This is a genomic window from Flavobacteriales bacterium (genome assembly GCA_026129465.1).
Classification (GTDB): Bacteria; Bacteroidota; Bacteroidia; order Flavobacteriales_F; family PHOS-HE28; genus PHOS-HE28.
In genome coordinates, this window is the sequence record JAHCIA010000001.1 from 3,194,635 (window position 1) to 3,210,012 (window position 15,378).

Sequence of the window (15,378 nt, forward strand, 5' to 3'; positions counted from 1 at the left end):
CGTGCTTCCGATCAACGCGCGAGGACAACACGCTGATGCTGCGTGCGATCCAGGAGGTCCCTTGTTTCCAGCAGATAGACGCCCGGTGTACACCGGTCCAGATCGATGGTGACCAGTTCGCTTGGCGCGTTCAACGGGAACGAAACGCGTCGGCCCTGGATGTCGATCAGACCAATGGCTTGGATGTCCGCACCCTGCCCGGCGCGGATGTGCAGTACATCCTGCGCGGGATTTGGCCAAGCTCGTGGCAGATGCGACTCCTCGGCGATCTCCACGCCACCGGTGGAAGTGCCGTTCAGGTCCGCATCGCTGTCCGACACCGCCAGTTCCCGGAAAGAGGAGAGTCCGGTGATCGACTGGGTGAAGGGGTCGGCCCCATTGGCGGCATTGAAGGTCCCGGGGATCCAGTTGGTGCCATCATAGCGCGCCACCGTGCAGGTGTTGCGTCCGAATGATGCCAGTTCTTCCGCGCTGCCCCATTGCAGGGTGATGTTGGCGGTGTTGCCACCGGCGATCTGTTCGCCCACCACCCAGGTGCGGCCCACCACATCGGTGTTGATGTTCGATCCGGTGGCCACGCCAGGCGCACCGTACTCCGTGCTCACACCGTCCTGTACGCGCACGCTGAATCGATCCTGCGGACCGGAGGTGCTCATGGTCAGTGGCGTGTAGCTGGTGGTGCCTACGGGGAAGAGGTAGACGCTGCCGGACACCTGCCGGTGCAGGGATCCACTGCCGTTGTTCACCACCCAGCTGCTGGCACCGCCCCCGTTCACCGCGGCCGGCGCGCTGTTCTGGATGAACAGGTCGCTGTTCCCCAATCGCAGCAGGCCATTCAAGAGATGGAACGCGTTGATCACGGTCTGGTCGCCACCCAGGTCGACCCCCGCCGTGTTGTTGATGGCCAGGCTGAGTATGGTGCCCGTACCGTTGAGTTGTTGTCCGCTCATGCCGGTATAGCTCAGCATCGGCGTTGTGATGCTCCCGTTGTTCATGATCGCGGGCCCCGCGAAGCCGAAGGAGTTCGAGCCGGTGAGCGTGGCGCCATTGGAAATGTTGAAGGATCCGTTCTGCAAGGGGAAAGGCAGGGCGTAGGCCAGCGTGCCACTGGGCACGTTCACCACACCGCCAGGCAGGTTGGTGAAGCTCTTGCCACTGAAATCGTTGCCGAAGGTGAAGGTCTCCGCACCATTGTTCTTGTTGATGGTGCCGGCATTGTTGGTCACCATGTGCCATGCTGCCTGGCTCGTGTTCCAGCCGTTGAGGTCGAGCACACCGCCCGCGAGGTTGTTGAAGAGGTGTGGCGTGCTGCCCAAGCCGGTGATGATGCCGCTCTGCATCGTCACGTGCCCCCCATTGTTGATCGTGCCTTGTGCCACGAGGGTCGCACCGTTCAAGGTCCCCGTGGCGCCGGCGGCGAGGGTGATGATGCCCGTGGTGTTCAGCGTGCCGCCGGTCCAGGTGAACTGCCCGCCGTTGCCGATCGTCAGCGCCAGTGGTCCGTGCAGCGTGCCACCGGTGAAGAGGAACGAGTTCAGTGTCAGCGCGCCCTCGATGTGCATCAAACCAGTGAGCAGGTGGAAGGGCGCGCCCACCGTGCCGCCAGAAAGGTTCGTGAACGGTCCGCCATCCAGCTTGAACACGCTGTTCGTCGTACCGGTCATGCTGCCCGTATTGGTTGTGGGCGCCTTGAACACGCACTCGCCGGCCGGCACGTTCAGCACACCGCCCGCCAGGTTGTGGAAGGCTTTGCCGCTGAAATCGTTGCTGAAACAGAAGGCCGTGCCGCCGTTGTTCTTGTTGAAGGTGCCCTGATTGTGCGTCACTTGATGCCAGGTGTTCGAATTGGTCAGCCAGCCGTTGAGGTTCACCACGCCGCCGGGCAGGTTGTTGAAGGTGGTGGGACCTCCGGCGAACGAGGATTGCCCCACGTTCCCGCCCTGCAGGTTCCAGGTGCCCGCGTTGTTGATGGTGCCCAGTGCGTCCAGCGTGGTGCTGCCATTCGCCACGGCCGTGCCGCCGGAGAGGATGTTCAGTACCGTGGTGCCATCGAGCCTGCCGCCGGTCCAAGTGAACTGGCCTCCGCCAGGAATGGTGATCGCTTGCGGGCCTTCAACAATGCCGCCGCTCAGGGTGAAGGAGGCCAGATTGAGGGGGCCATTCAGGATGAGGGTGGAGAACTGATGCTCGTACGGCGCGGTGATCGTGCCTCCGGGTCCGTTGGTGAAGGTGGGAGCGAAGGGGGATGGGTTGTGCTTGAATCCGCCCGTGCCGCTTGTCGTCAACGAGCCCTGGTTCACCGTGGCGCACTTGAACACCACGGTGCCGCTCGCCGCGTTCACCACACCGCCCGCTGCGTTCGTGAAGCTCTTCCCGCTGAAATCGTCGCTGAAGGCGAATTCCACCGTGCCGTTGTTCTTGATGAAGGTGCCCTGGTTGGTGGTGGCCTGATGCCAGCTGTTCGTGTTGCTCTGCCAGCCGTTCAGGTTCACGATACCACCGGTCTGGTTGTTGAAGGCGCAGGGCCCACCCGAAGCGGTGGGCTGCCCCAGGTTGCCGCCTTGCATGTTCCAGGTGCCGGCATTGTTGATGGTGCCCAGGGCCGCCAGCGTAGCGCTGCCGTTGGCCGTCACCGTGGAGCCGGCGTTGACGTTGAGGGTGCTGCTCGCCGACAAGGTCCCGCTGGTCCAGTTGAGTGTGCCGTTGTTGGCGAGCACGATGGTGCCCGGGCCTTCGATCGTGGCCCCGCTCAACTGCCATGTGCCGCTCACGGACATGTCCGTTCCCGGTCCGTTCTGAATGGTGAAGACATTGCCCGAGGTGATCAGCGTGGCGCCCGTGGCCACGAAGAGCTCGTCGATGGAAACGGGCGTGCTCGCGGTGACGGTGTGCCCGGGCAGGATGACCACCTGGCCGTCAGAAGCCGTGGGCACGCTGGGTGCGGGAACGAAGTCCACGCCATTGAATCGCAACCAGGTGGACAGTGCGTTCCAGGGGCCCGATGCGGCGGTGTTGTAGTCGCCCACTCCCTGGGCGGCCAACATGGTGGGAAGCAGGAGAAGGGCGATCAGGACGATCGTGGACCTCTTGTGGTCGTGTCTCATGGCTGTGGGTCTATCGTGCAAGGATCGACCGATCGCACCGGCCCTGCAATAGAACATTGGTTAGCGGGCACAAGCGGCAAGCCCCGGCCAATGCTGACCGGGGCTTGCCCTTGTTGTTCGGTATGGTGGAGGCTTACATCATGCCGCCCATGCCGCCCATGTCGGGGTGGCCATGGCCGCCTGCCGCCTTCTCTTCCTTCTCTTCACTGATGACGCACTCGGTGGTGAGGAGCATGCTGGCGATGCTGGCGGCGTTCTCCAGGGCGATGCGGGTCACCTTGGTGGGGTCGATCACGCCGGCGGCGATCAGGTTCTCGTACTCCTCGGTGCGGGCGTTGAAGCCATAGTCTGCCTTGCCCTCGCGCACCTTCTGTACCACGATGCTGCCTTCGATGCCCGCGTTGGCCACGATCTGGCGCAGGGGTTCCTCGATGGCGCGGCGCACGATGGCGCCGCCAGTGGTCTCATCGGCGTTGGCGCCTTCGAACTTCTCCAGCACCTTCTGGGCGCGGATGTAGGCCACACCGCCGCCGGGCACAATGCCTTCCTCCACCGCGGCGCGGGTGGCGTGCAGGGCGTCGTCCACGCGGTCCTTCTTCTCCTTCATCTCCACCTCGGTGGCGGCGCCGATGTAGAGCACGGCCACGCCGCCGGCCAGCTTGGCAAGGCGCTCCTGCAGCTTCTCCTTGTCGTAGTCGCTGGTGGTGGTCTCGATCTGGGCCTTGATCTGGTTCACGCGCGCCTTGATGTCGTCCTTCTTGCCGGCGCCGTTCACGATCGTGGTGTTGTCCTTGTCGATGGTGATCTTCTCGGCCTTGCCCAGGAAGCTCAGATCGGCGTTCTCCAGCTTGTAGCCGCGCTCCTCGCTGATGACGGTGCCGCCGGTGAGCACGGCGATGTCCTCCAGCATGGCCTTGCGGCGGTCGCCGAAGCCAGGGGCCTTCACGGCGGCCACTTTCAGGGCGCCACGGATCTTGTTCACCACCAGAGTGGCGAGCGCCTCACCATCCACGTCCTCGCTGATGATCAGCAGGGGCTTGCCGGTCTGCGCGGCCTTCTCCAGGATGGGCAGCAACTCCTTCATGCTGCTGATCTTTTTGTCGTAGATCAGGATGTAGGCGTTCTCCAGATCGGCCTCCATCTTGTCGGGGTTGGTCACGAAGTAAGGGCTGAGGTAGCCGCGGTCGAACTGCATGCCCTCCACTACCTCCACGGTGGTCTCGGTGCCCTTCGCCTCTTCCACGGTGATCACACCCTCTTTCTTCACCTTGGCCATGGCCTCGGCGATCAGGCTGCCGATGGTCTCATCGTTGTTGGCGCTGATGCTGGCCACCTGCTTGATCTTGGCGTTGTCCTCGCCCACGGTCTTGCTCATCTTCTTGAGCTCGTCCACAACGGCGGTCACGGCCTTGTCGATGCCACGCTTGAGGTCCATGGGGTTGGCACCGGCGGCCACGTTCTTGAGGCCGGCGGTGACGATGGCCTGGGCGAGCACGGTGGCGGTGGTGGTGCCATCACCGGCCTGGTCGGCGGTCTTGCTGGCCACCTCCTTCAGCATCTGGGCGCCCATGTTTTCCACGGCGTCCTTCAGCTCGATCTCCTTGGCCACGGTGACGCCGTCCTTGGTCACCTGGGGCGCTCCGAATTTCTTGTCGATGATGACGTTGCGGCCTTTGGGGCCGAGGGTCACCTTCACCGCGTTGGCGAGGTGGTCCACGCCGCGCTTCAGGCGGTCGCGGGCATCAATGTCGAATTGGATGTTCTTGGCTGCCATTGCAGTTGTTGGGATTTGGTTGGGTTGGGTCGGGCCAAAGGCCGACGGTCGTGTTGTCCGAATAGCTTTCCCGCCTTAGTTCAGGATGGCGTAGATGTCGCTCTCGCGCATGATCAGGTAGTCCTTGCCGTCGTAGTTCAGCTCGGTGCCGCTGTATTTGCCATACAGGATCTCATCGCCGGCCTTCACGCTCAAGGGGGTCACCTTGCCGTCGTCGGCGACACGCCCGCTGCCTACGGCGATGATCTTGCCGCGCTGGGGTTTCTCCTTGGCCGTATCGGGAATGATGATGCCACCCTTGGTGGTCTCTTCTGCGGGCGCTGCTTCCACGAGCACGCGGTCCGCCAACGGTTTCACTTTCGTCGCCATGACGTTCTTCGGTTTGGGTCTGTTTGAGGTTGGACTTGTGATCGTCGCCGCGCGGCTGTCAACGGTCGTGCCACCGGGGCGAATGTGCCATGGGGCTGTCACGATGACCCCTTCGAGGGCCTTGGAGGTAGCCGATCGGCAGACGTCCGCTGCCAAGCTGACAAGGCGGACCGGACCTACTCCACTTCGAGTCCGTCCTCGGGGTCGAAGTCCTGCGGGGCCACCTGTTCCACGGGGCCGTCGAGGTCGTCGAAGTCCACCACGTTTGAACCGCCCTGCAAGCCGGCGGAAACCAGGCACAGGACCATGATGGCCGAAGCCAGGGTCCAGGTGCTCTTTTCAAGGAAATCAGCGGTGCGCTGTACACCGCCGATCTGCTGGGCACCGGTGAAACCGGCCGCCAGCCCGCCCCCCTTGGGGTTCTGGGCCAGCACGACCAGGGCCAGGAGGCCGCAAAGGACAAGGATGATGATGGAGATGGCGACCATGGCTATTTGCGGAGTTGTTCCTCCAGCTCTTTTTGAAGGGCCGCAAAGTAAGTGGATCTGTCGGGGTATTTCAACGCCAGGCGGGCATAGGTGTCGATCGCCTTGGCCAGGTTGCCCTGCTTCACATGGATGCGGGCCAGGGTCTCGGTGACGATGCCGGCGGTGTCGTCCAAGCTGCGTTTGGCGGCTTGTTGGGGAGAGAAGAATTCGGCCCTGCGCTCCGGCAGGGGTGCACTCTGCTGGATGAATCGTTCGATCAGCGCGCCGGTGTCGGCAGGGGCTTCGGGCAGAACGGCGGTTGCCTTGCGCGCCGCTTCCGGGGCGGAAGGAGCGGCGCCCTCGGCGGGCATGGCCCCCAGCCAGGCGGTGAAGGCCATGCGGCGGCCGTGCCCTGGAGCCACCTCCTGCGGGGAGATCCGTGCTTCCGTGGCGGCGTCCGCAGGGGCGGGCGTGGGAGTCACTTCCAACGCTGAAGTGGGCGCCACCGCCAGGACCGGTGGTTCCACGCCATGTTCCAGCAACAGTTCATAGCTGCTGGCCAGGGCGGCTTGGCGCACTTCGCGATCCAGCTCATCCGTGGCCTCAGTTGTCGGCCCATGCGATGCGCGCGGCTCGGGCGAAGGAGCGGGTTCCGGCGTTCCCACAGGCTGCTCCTGTTCCACCGCCGGCTGTGGGTCGGCGGACCGCGGTGGGGGCTCGGACACATGCACCGCATCGAACAAGGCCGCACGGGAGGGCAGATGCGCGGCCACATGGCGCAGGGTCTCTTCGTAGAGCACTTCATCGGCCGCATGCTCGCCAGCGGCCCGCAGGAGATGTGCGCCACTGAACCAGGGGTATCGCTCGCCGAGTTCGCGCAAGGCGGCCAGATCGCCCGCCGCCACGCGTCCGGGGGCTTCGATCAGTTCGGTCAGTCGTTCGCGTTCCATGGGCCGGTCATTGGCCGGTGATCACCACCCGCCGAGCGTGCGATCGAAGATATCCTGCGCGAGCTGCCCGCCGATCTCCCGCACCAGCTGCTCTTCCACGGTCACCAGGTCCTGGGTGCTGTCGTAGTCGGCGAAGCGGCTCACACTGAACTCCACATTCTTTTTCGGGTCCAACGTGTTCACGTAGGTGACGCTGGCCGTCATCGTCAGCCGGTTCAGGGCGGCGGTCTCGCTGGCCTGGATGCTCACGGGCTGCATGTCATAGCCGGTGATGGCGCCACTGTATTGGAGGTCACCTTCCTCGCGGGCCAGCTTCAGTGGGCTTTGCGCCAGCAGCAGGTCACGCAGCGTTTCGGTGAAGACCTGTGCGCTTTGGGGCGTGGCGAGCGCCGCGCTGGCTTGGAAAAGGTCCACGCTCACGGTCCGCGCCTCGCCCACATCGCCGCCCGAGAAGGAAACATTCATTCGGCAAGCCGTCAGCAGCATGCAGGCGGCGAGCAGACTCGTGGCCAACCCCCAACCCCCGACCTCCAACCCCCGGGCCTTCATCGTTTCAACCGATCCCATACTCCTTGATCTTGCGGTAGAGCGTGCGCTCGCTGATGCCCAACTCGGCGGCGGCGGTCTTGCGCTTGTTGCGGTGCTTGGCCAGCGCTTTTCTGATCAGTTCCTTTTCCTTCTCCTCCAGGCTCAACACTTCCTCCACTTCGGTGTGGTCGACGTCCTCGTCCTCCACCTCGCCCGGCATATGGATGCTCATGGTGCCTTGTGGCGCGTGGGCCGGGATGATGTACTCCTCGCGCAGCGCTGCGGGCATCTTGGTGGCGGGCAGCGGCTGCCCGGTGAGCACCTGCACCTGCTCCTTCAGCGCGTTCAGGTCGTTCTTCATGTCGAACAGGAACTTGAAGATCAGTTCCCGCTCACTCACGCTGTCCAACCCACCGCCGTTCGAGGGGCCGCCACCCATGGGCACCAGGGCGGTCACTTCCTCGGGCAGATATCGCCGCAGTGTGCGTGAATCGATCTCGCGGGTGCGTTCGATCACGCTCATCTGTTCCACGATGTTGCGCAACTGGCGCACGTTGCCGGGCCAGCGGTAGGCGAGCAGCAGTTGCAGCGCGTCGTCCTTCAGGGAAAGGGGCGGCGCCTTGTACTTGGTGGCGGCATCCTGGGCGAACCAGCGGAAGAGCAGGTGGATGTCCTCCTTGCGCTCGCGCAGGGCGGGCACGTGGATGGGCACGGTGTTCAAGCGGTAGTAGAGGTCTTCGCGGAAGCTGCCCTTGGCCACGGCCTGCAGCATGTGAACATTGGTGGCGGCCACAACGCGCACGTTGGTCTTCTGGGCCTTGCTGCTGCCCACGCGGATGAATTCGCCAGTCTCCAGCACGCGAAGCAGGCGCACTTGTGTTGTCAGCGGCAGCTCGCCCACTTCATCCAGGAAGATGGTGCCGCCATTGGCCACCTCGAAGTAGCCCTTGCGCGCCTCGTGCGCCCCGGTGAAGGAGCCCTTCTCGTGCCCGAAGAGTTCGCTGTCGATGGTGCCCTCCGGTATGGCGCCACAGTTCACGGCGATGTACGGACCGTGCTTGCGGGCGCTGTACGCGTGGATGATCTGCGGCATCACCTCCTTGCCGCTGCCGCTCTCGCCCTGGATCAGCACGCTGAGATCGGTGGGCGCCACCTGGGCGGCGATCTCGATGGCGCGGTCCAGCACGGGCGAGGTGCCGATGATGCTGAAGCGCTGTTTGATGGCCTGGACGTTCATGTGACCGGTATGCTTTCCTGAATGACCTCCAGCACGTCACCCTGCAGGCTGCCGCTGGTGGCGCTGGTGATCCGGGTGCGGATGAGATCGCCGGGTTGGAGTTGGAGGTTGTCAGTTGCCGATTGTCCGTTGTCCGGCTTCCTGCTGACAACGGACAACTGAGAACCGGCAACCGTCTTCGGCACGATCACCACCGCATTCTGGCTGTTGCGCCCGTACATGTGCTCCTCACTTCGCTTGCTTACACCCTCGATGAGCACGTCGTGCGTCTGCCCCACATAGCCCGCCATGCGCATCCCGCTCATCTTCTTTTGCAACGCGATGATCTCCTGCAGGCGGCGGTTCTTTTCCTGGGAGGGCACATCGTCGGTGTACTTGCGCGCGGCCAGGGTCTTGGGCCGTTCGCTATACATGAACATGAAGGCCATGTCGTAGCCGACCTCCTCGATCAGTGAAAGGGTCTGCCGGTGGTCCTTCTCGGACTCGCCGCAATACCCCGCGATGATGTCGGTGCTGATGGCGCAGTCAGGCATGTGGCGGCGGATGCTCGCGATGCGCTCCAGGTACCAGGAGCGATCGTAGCCCCGGTTCATGCGTTTCAGCACCTCGCTGCTGCCGCTTTGCACAGGCAGGTGGATGTACTTGCAGATGTTCGGGTACTTCGCCATCACCACCAGCACCTTGTCGGTCATGTCCTTGGGGTGGCTCGTGCTGTACCGGATGCGCAGGGTGGGGCAGGCCAGGGCCACCATCTCCAGCAGGTCGGCGAAGTCGGTGGTTGGCAGGTCCTGCCGATTGCCGACCGCCGACTGCTGGGTTGTGGGCTGTGCGCTGGCCTCGCGCTGGGTCCATTTGTACGAATCCACGTTCTGCCCCAGCAGGGTCACCTCCTTGTAGCCCTTGGCCACCAGGTCGCGGCACTCGTCCACGATACTGTATGGATCGCGGCTGCGCTCTCTGCCCCGGGTGAAGGGCACCACGCAGAAGGCGCACATATTGTCGCAGCCCCGCATGATGGTGACGAAGGCCGTGACACCATTCGTGTCCAGGCGCACCGGTACGATCTCACCGTAGGTCTCCTCGCGGCTCAGCAGCACATTCACGGCTTTTTGGCCGGTTCCCACCTTTTCCAACAGGTCGGGAAGGGTTCGGTAGGCATCGGGGCCCACCACCAGGTCCACCACTTTCTTCTTTTCCAGCAGGTCCTCGCGCATGCGTTCGGCCATACAGCCCAGCACACCCACCTTCAAGCCCTTGTTCCGGGCCTTCAGGTTGTTCATCTCGTTGATGCGCTGCAGCACGGTATACTCGGCCTTCTCGCGGATGCTGCACGTGTTCAGCAACACCAGGTCGGCCTCCTCGGCGGTCTTCACAGGCTTGTAGCCGTCCTGGGCCAGAATGCTCGCCACGACCTCACTGTCGCTGACATTCATCTGGCAGCCGTAGCTTTCGATGTAGACCCGTTTGGCCATGAGGCCGCAAAGGTACAGGGCACGGGGGTGCTGACAAGCTGGCAGGAGCCGTACATGGATGCAGGTTGGACCACGATCTTTGGTGGTATGCGGTTTCTCACCTGCCTGGTCCTTTGCGGCATGGGCCTTACCGCCCAAGGCCAATATGATCTGGGACTCTCGGCAGGTGGGTATGCCTATGTGATGTACGCCAACAAGGCTCACCGGCCGGGTTCGGCGGTTCGCTTCAATTCCGGGCAATCCCTGCCATGGACCGTCGCGCTGCATTACCGGGAGCGGAGCACCCGCAAGGTGGACCTGGGTGCCGAGCTACGCTATGTCCATCGTGAATTCCAGATGCGAACCCAAGGCGGTAGCTTGGACTACCAGTACCTCCACACCATGGATGTGGCGCTGGACCTGTTGTATATGTCCATCCTCCCTGAATTTTCCCTGGACGACCGTGGCATCGGTGTGGTACGCTTTGGACCGCAGATCGGTCTCAAGTTCGGCAGCAGTACCGTGGAAGGGAGATTGGAGGAATGGTCCTTGCCCGAGTTCTACAAGAGCACGGTGATCCCCTCTGGACCTGCCAACGACTTCCGTGGCGATGTCCGTTTCCTGGTCGGTTTGGGGCTCCGCTATCCCATGGGTCGGCATCTGGCCGTGGCGATCGACCCCTATTGGAGCATCGCGCTCAGCTCCATGCTGAAGTGGGAAGCGGCCAGTGTGGGCATGGGTGGCCACGACATGGGGCTTACCATTGGACTCGCCTGGGCCAGTCCGGGCCAGGGCTTGTGGCGATCCTTCAGGGCGGGAGCGCCTGTGAAGAACAAGGGCATGATCAATGCTCCGGCAGGTACTCCAGGCTCACCGAATTGATGCAATACCGCAAGCCCGTCGGCTTCGGCCCATCGTCGAACACATGGCCAAGGTGGGCGCTGCATCGTCCGCAGGTGACCTCGGTGCGCACCATGCCGTGGCTCCGGTCCTCATGGTACTTCATCGCTTCCTTTCGTTCGGGTTGGAAGAAGCTCGGCCAACCGCAGCTGCTGGAGAACTTCGCATCGGCCTGGAAGAGGATATTGCCGCACACCGCGCAGGCGTATGTGCCGATACCCTCGAAATCCCAATACTTGCCCGTGAAGGCGCGCTCGGTGCCCGCCTCGAAGGCGATGCGGTACAGCTCCGGTGGCAACAGCCTCTTCCATTCGCTCTCGGGTACGTCCAGCTTGCTGGTGTCCGTGTGCGAGTAGTAGGGATTGCTCCTGTGGTCATACTGGGTCATGTCATCCATGGCGGTGGAGTTCTTGGGTCGTGTCTGCCCCGCGCAGCTTCCCGTGCCCAGTATCAACAAGGTCAGCAGGGCCAGGGTCATGTTCGGGTGCGACTTGGGCATGGCGGATGTGGCGAAGTTCCGCTGGATAACGCATCCGCGGCATGCACCGTTCATTCCATGCTCCGACCGGTCCGACCTTCCACCCCCCCCAACATCCTCGCTTGTGGAAAAAATCCTTCCCCCTAAAGGGGAAGTATATCCATGGATGGGTGCGGTGTGGGTGTGGTCGTTGCTGATGACCTTTTATTTGCCGCCGCTAACGCGTTCCGGACATGGCCAAGAAGAGCACGACAGGGGATCTGGTGATCGTGGAGTCGCCCGCCAAGGCGAAGACCATAGAGAAGTATCTGGGAGAGGGCTTCAAAGTGTTGAGCAGCTATGGCCATGTGCGCGATCTGCCGGAGCGCGACCTGAGTGTGGACGTGGAGAACGGATTCGAGCCGGTGTACATCATCCCGGACGACAAGAAGGCACGTTTGAAGGAACTGCGGAAGGAATCGGACAAGGCGAACACCGTGTGGCTGGCCACTGATGAGGACCGCGAGGGGGAGGCCATCAGCTGGCACTTGAAGGAAGCCCTGGAACTGTCCGACGACAAGGTGAAGCGTATCACCTTCAACGAGATCACCAAGAAGGCCGTCACCGAGGCCATGGCCCAGCCGCGCGGCATCGACGTGCATCTGGTGGATGCCCAGCAGGCCCGACGCGTGCTGGACCGCTTGGTGGGCTATGAGTTGAGCCCGGTGCTCTGGCGCAAAGTGAAGCCCAGCCTCAGCGCGGGCCGCGTGCAAAGCGTGGCCGTTCGCCTGATCGTGGAACGCGAGCGTGAGATCCTGGACTTCGATGCGAAGAGCGCCTTCCGGATCACCGTGTTACTCACCACCGAGAAGGGCGCCACCGTGAAGGCCGAGTTGCCAGCACGATTCGCCACGGAGCAGGAGGCCCTGGCCTTCTTGCAAGGCTGCATCGGCGCCGGCTTCACCGTTTCCGCCGTGGAGAAGAAACCCGGCAAACGCTCGCCCGCAGCGCCCTTCACCACCAGCACCCTGCAACAGGAGGCCAGTCGCAAGCTGGGCTATGGGGTGGATCGCACCATGCGCATCGCGCAAGGCCTTTACGAGCAGGGGCACATCACCTATATGCGTACCGACTCGGTGAACCTGAGCGACCTGGCCATCGAGGCGGCCAAGGAGGCCATTACGGAGCAATACGGCGACCGCTACAGCAAACCGCGCCGATATACCAGCAAGAGCAAGGGCGCGCAGGAGGCCCACGAGGCCATCCGCCCCACCGACATGCGGGTGCGCAGTGCCGGTGCCGACCGCGATGCCGAACGCCTCTACGACCTCATCCAGAAGCGCACCCTGGCCAGCCAGATGGCCGATGCCGAGTTGGAGAAGACGGTGGTGGACATCGCCATCAGCACACGGCCCGACGAAAGCTTGCGGGCGCAGGGTGAGGTGATCCTCTTCGACGGCTTCCTGAAAGTGTACATGGAAGGGAAGGATGATGAGGACAGTGAGGAACAGGAGGGCCTGCTCCCGGAGATGCGTCAGGGCGAACAACTCGGCCTGCGTGAGATGACCGCCACGCAGCGCTTCGACCGGCCCGCGCCGCGCTATACCGAGGCCAGCCTGGTGAAGAAGCTGGAGGAACTCGGCATCGGGCGTCCCAGCACCTACGCGCCCACCATCAGCACGGTGCAGAAGCGCGGCTACGTGGTAAAGGAGAACCGCGACGGCGTCCAGCGCCCGTACCGGGTCCTCTCATTGGCCGATGGGCAGGTGAAGGAGACCACCGCCATGGAGAACGTGGGCGCTGAAAAGCAGAAACTCTTCCCCACGGACATCGGCATGGTGGTGAACGACTTCCTGGTGGAGCATTTCCCCGTGATCGTGGACCTGAACTTCACCGCCAAGGTGGAGGAGGAGTTCGATGTGATCGCCGAGGGGAAGGAGAACTGGCGCGAGATGATCGCCCGCTTCTACAAGCCTTTCCACGCCACCATCGGCACGGTGAAGGATACCGCTGAGAAGGCCACCGGCGCACGTGAACTGGGCGTGGACCCCTCCAGTGGCAAGAAGGTGTACGCGCGCATCGGCCGTTTCGGGCCCATGATCCAGATCGGCGAGGCGGAGGACGAGGAGAAGCCACGCTTCGCCAGCCTGCGCAAGGACCAAAGCATAGGCTCCATCACTTACGAGGAGGCCATGGACCTCTTCAAACTGCCGCGCACCCTCGGCAACCATGAAGGGGAGGAGCTCATCGTGGGCGTGGGGCGGTTCGGACCCTATGTGAAACTCGGCAGCACATTCGCCAGCCTCACCGCCGAGGACGACCCCCTGGAGATCGACCTGCGCCGGGCCATCGAACTCATCGATCAGAAGAAGGCCGCCAGTGTTACCCGTGAACTGGGTGAGTATGAGGGCGAGACCATTGTGCAGGGCCGGGGGCGCTTCGGACCCTTCGTGAAGTTCGGCAAGCTCTACGCGAACATCCCGAAAGGGGAGGAACCCGCCACGGTGACCCTGGAGCGCGCCATCGAACTCATCCAGGCCAAGAAGGCCGGCGCGAAGCAGAACATCCTGAAGGATTTCGAGGGCTCCAACATCCAGGTGCTCGACGGCCGATACGGACCGTATATCACGGACGGTAAGAAGAATGCCAAGATCCCAGGGGGCAAGGAACCGAAGGACCTGACACTGGAGGAGGTGACCAAGCTTATCGCTGAAGCACCGGAGAAGAAAGGTGGGGCACGGCGCAGTGCGGCCCGGAAGCGCACCCCGCGTTGAGATGCCCCGATCAGGGGGCGGCCGTTTCCAACACATTGCTGTGGGCATGTCGCCGGCCGGGCGACCGTCCCCTGCGGTCCATGCCTGCGAACTTCGCCAAGGGCACCGGAGAGGGTGCCCCATCCGCTTATGGACCTGAGCATCTACTTCAAGCCGTCGGCCCGCTTTGGTGGCGGCAGACCCGATCTCCCCGCCAATTCGCTTGGTGACTCCACCCTGTTCCATCTGGAAGGACAGGAATTCCCCCGGCTGGAAGGCGCGCAAGTGGCCCTCTTCGGTGTGCTGGACGATCCCGGGCATGCACGCCCCAGGGGATGTGTGGAAGCTCCGGACGCCATACGCGAGCACCTCTATGCCCTTTACGCACCAGCCGGGGAGGCCCGGCTCGTGGACCTGGGGGACATCCATCCTGGAGCCAGCGCCTCGGACACCCAACATGCCGTGGCCGAGACCATCGCGGAACTGCTGCGCATGAACATCCTGCCGATCATGCTGGGCGGTGGCCAGGGGCACACCTATTCCCAGTATCTCGCTTACGAGCGGCTGGAGCGTACCGCCAACCTGGCCTGCATCGATGCGCGCTTCGATCTGGGTGAGCCCGGGCAGGGCCTTGCCGACACCAGCTACCTGAGCCATATCGTGCTGCGGCAACCCAACTACCTCTTCAATTACAGCAACCTGGGCTTCCAGACCTACCTGGTGGACCAGCCAGGCATCGCCCTGATGGACAAACTCTACTTCGATGCCCATCGGCTGGGCGAGCTGCGGGCGGACCTGTCCGATGCGGAACCCTTGCTGCGCAATGCCGACACCTTGAGCGTGGACATGAGCGCCATTCGTCGCAGTGATGCCCCTGGGACCACGCGCCCGGGTCCCAATGGATTCCACGCCGAGGAGATCTGCCAACTGATGCGTTATGCGGGCGTCAGCGAGAAGGTCGGTTCGCTTGGGATCTACGAACTGGACCCAACGCGGGATGTGGACGGGGTCACCGCCCAACTCGCCGCCCAGATGGTCTGGTGCTTCCTCGATGGCCATCGCAGCCGCACCAACGATCTTCCCTGGCTGGACCGCAAACGCTTCACCCGCTTCCGAATACCCATACGCGGACATGATCAGGACCTGGTCTTCTACAAGAGCCAGGTGAGCGACCGCTGGTGGATGGACATACCCTACCGGGCAGAGCAGGAAGCGCGATTCGAAAGGCACCATCTCGTACCGTGCTCCTACTCGGACTATCGCATGGCTTGCCGTGAGGAAGTGCCCGATCGCTGGTGGCGGACCTTCCAGAAGCTGGCTTGAACGGCTGAGAGGGGAGGTTGGTGGGTCTTTGTGGACGGTCCGGCGAAAGGGATCCGGATTTGGCC

Annotated in this window: 12 protein-coding genes; 3 read left to right on the plus strand and 9 right to left on the minus strand. The window is 63.2% G+C overall.

Going from position 1 to position 15,378, the window contains the following annotated elements; genetic code table 11:
- Positions 1 to 11: 11 nt before the first annotated feature.
- The 8 genes from KIT10_13520 to miaB form a co-directional block, all read right to left on the minus strand.
- A complete protein-coding gene (locus KIT10_13520; protein ID MCW5900281.1) occupies positions 12 to 3,104 on the minus strand; it encodes a hypothetical protein in 3,093 nt (1,030 codons plus the stop codon).
- 133 nt (positions 3,105 to 3,237) lie between these two features.
- On the minus strand, positions 3,238 to 4,878 hold the full coding sequence (groL, locus tag KIT10_13525; protein MCW5900282.1) for a chaperonin GroEL: 1,641 nt from the start codon (positions 4,876 to 4,878) through the stop codon (positions 3,238 to 3,240).
- A 75-nt stretch (positions 4,879 to 4,953) separates the two neighbouring features.
- Positions 4,954 to 5,247 (minus strand): co-chaperone GroES, encoded by a 294-nt coding sequence (groES, locus tag KIT10_13530; protein MCW5900283.1) that lies wholly within the window; start codon positions 5,245 to 5,247, stop codon positions 4,954 to 4,956.
- Positions 5,248 to 5,423: 176 nt separating this feature from the next.
- A complete protein-coding gene (gene secG, locus KIT10_13535) occupies positions 5,424 to 5,720 on the minus strand; it encodes a preprotein translocase subunit SecG (GenBank protein MCW5900284.1) in 297 nt (98 codons plus the stop codon).
- A gap of 17 nt (positions 5,721 to 5,737) precedes the next feature.
- Positions 5,738 to 6,664, minus strand: a complete 927-nt coding sequence (locus tag KIT10_13540; GenBank protein ID MCW5900285.1) for a hypothetical protein — start codon at positions 6,662 to 6,664, stop codon at positions 5,738 to 5,740.
- A 21-nt stretch (positions 6,665 to 6,685) separates the two neighbouring features.
- A complete protein-coding gene (locus KIT10_13545; protein ID MCW5900286.1) occupies positions 6,686 to 7,129 on the minus strand; it encodes an LptE family protein in 444 nt (147 codons plus the stop codon).
- A gap of 88 nt (positions 7,130 to 7,217) precedes the next feature.
- A complete protein-coding gene (locus tag KIT10_13550) occupies positions 7,218 to 8,429 on the minus strand; it encodes a sigma-54-dependent Fis family transcriptional regulator (protein ID MCW5900287.1) in 1,212 nt (403 codons plus the stop codon).
- Positions 8,426 to 9,901: a tRNA (N6-isopentenyl adenosine(37)-C2)-methylthiotransferase MiaB gene (miaB, locus tag KIT10_13555; GenBank protein MCW5900288.1), complete on the minus strand. Its 1,476-nt coding sequence runs from the start codon at positions 9,899 to 9,901 to the stop codon at positions 8,426 to 8,428. Before miaB ends, KIT10_13550 begins: the two co-directional genes overlap by 4 nt.
- A gap of 87 nt (positions 9,902 to 9,988) precedes the next feature.
- On the opposite strand from miaB, the gene KIT10_13560 reads away from it, so the two are divergent.
- Complete coding sequence (locus tag KIT10_13560) at positions 9,989 to 10,762, plus strand: hypothetical protein (protein MCW5900289.1); 774 nt, start codon at positions 9,989 to 9,991, stop codon at positions 10,760 to 10,762.
- Here the strand turns inward: KIT10_13560 and msrB are convergent.
- Complete coding sequence (msrB, locus tag KIT10_13565; GenBank protein ID MCW5900290.1) at positions 10,725 to 11,258, minus strand: peptide-methionine (R)-S-oxide reductase MsrB; 534 nt, start codon at positions 11,256 to 11,258, stop codon at positions 10,725 to 10,727. The two genes, KIT10_13560 and msrB, sit on opposite strands and share 38 nt — an antisense overlap.
- A gap of 233 nt (positions 11,259 to 11,491) precedes the next feature.
- Here msrB and topA point away from each other — a divergent pair, with 233 nt between their 5' ends.
- Positions 11,492 to 14,011, plus strand: coding sequence for a type I DNA topoisomerase (gene topA, locus KIT10_13570; protein MCW5900291.1), 2,520 nt, complete (start codon positions 11,492 to 11,494; stop codon positions 14,009 to 14,011).
- A 129-nt stretch (positions 14,012 to 14,140) separates the two neighbouring features.
- The gene (locus KIT10_13575; GenBank protein MCW5900292.1) at positions 14,141 to 15,313 is read left to right on the plus strand and encodes a formimidoylglutamase; all 1,173 of its coding nucleotides are present in this window, start codon (positions 14,141 to 14,143) and stop codon (positions 15,311 to 15,313) included.
- Positions 15,314 to 15,378 lie beyond the last annotated feature (65 nt).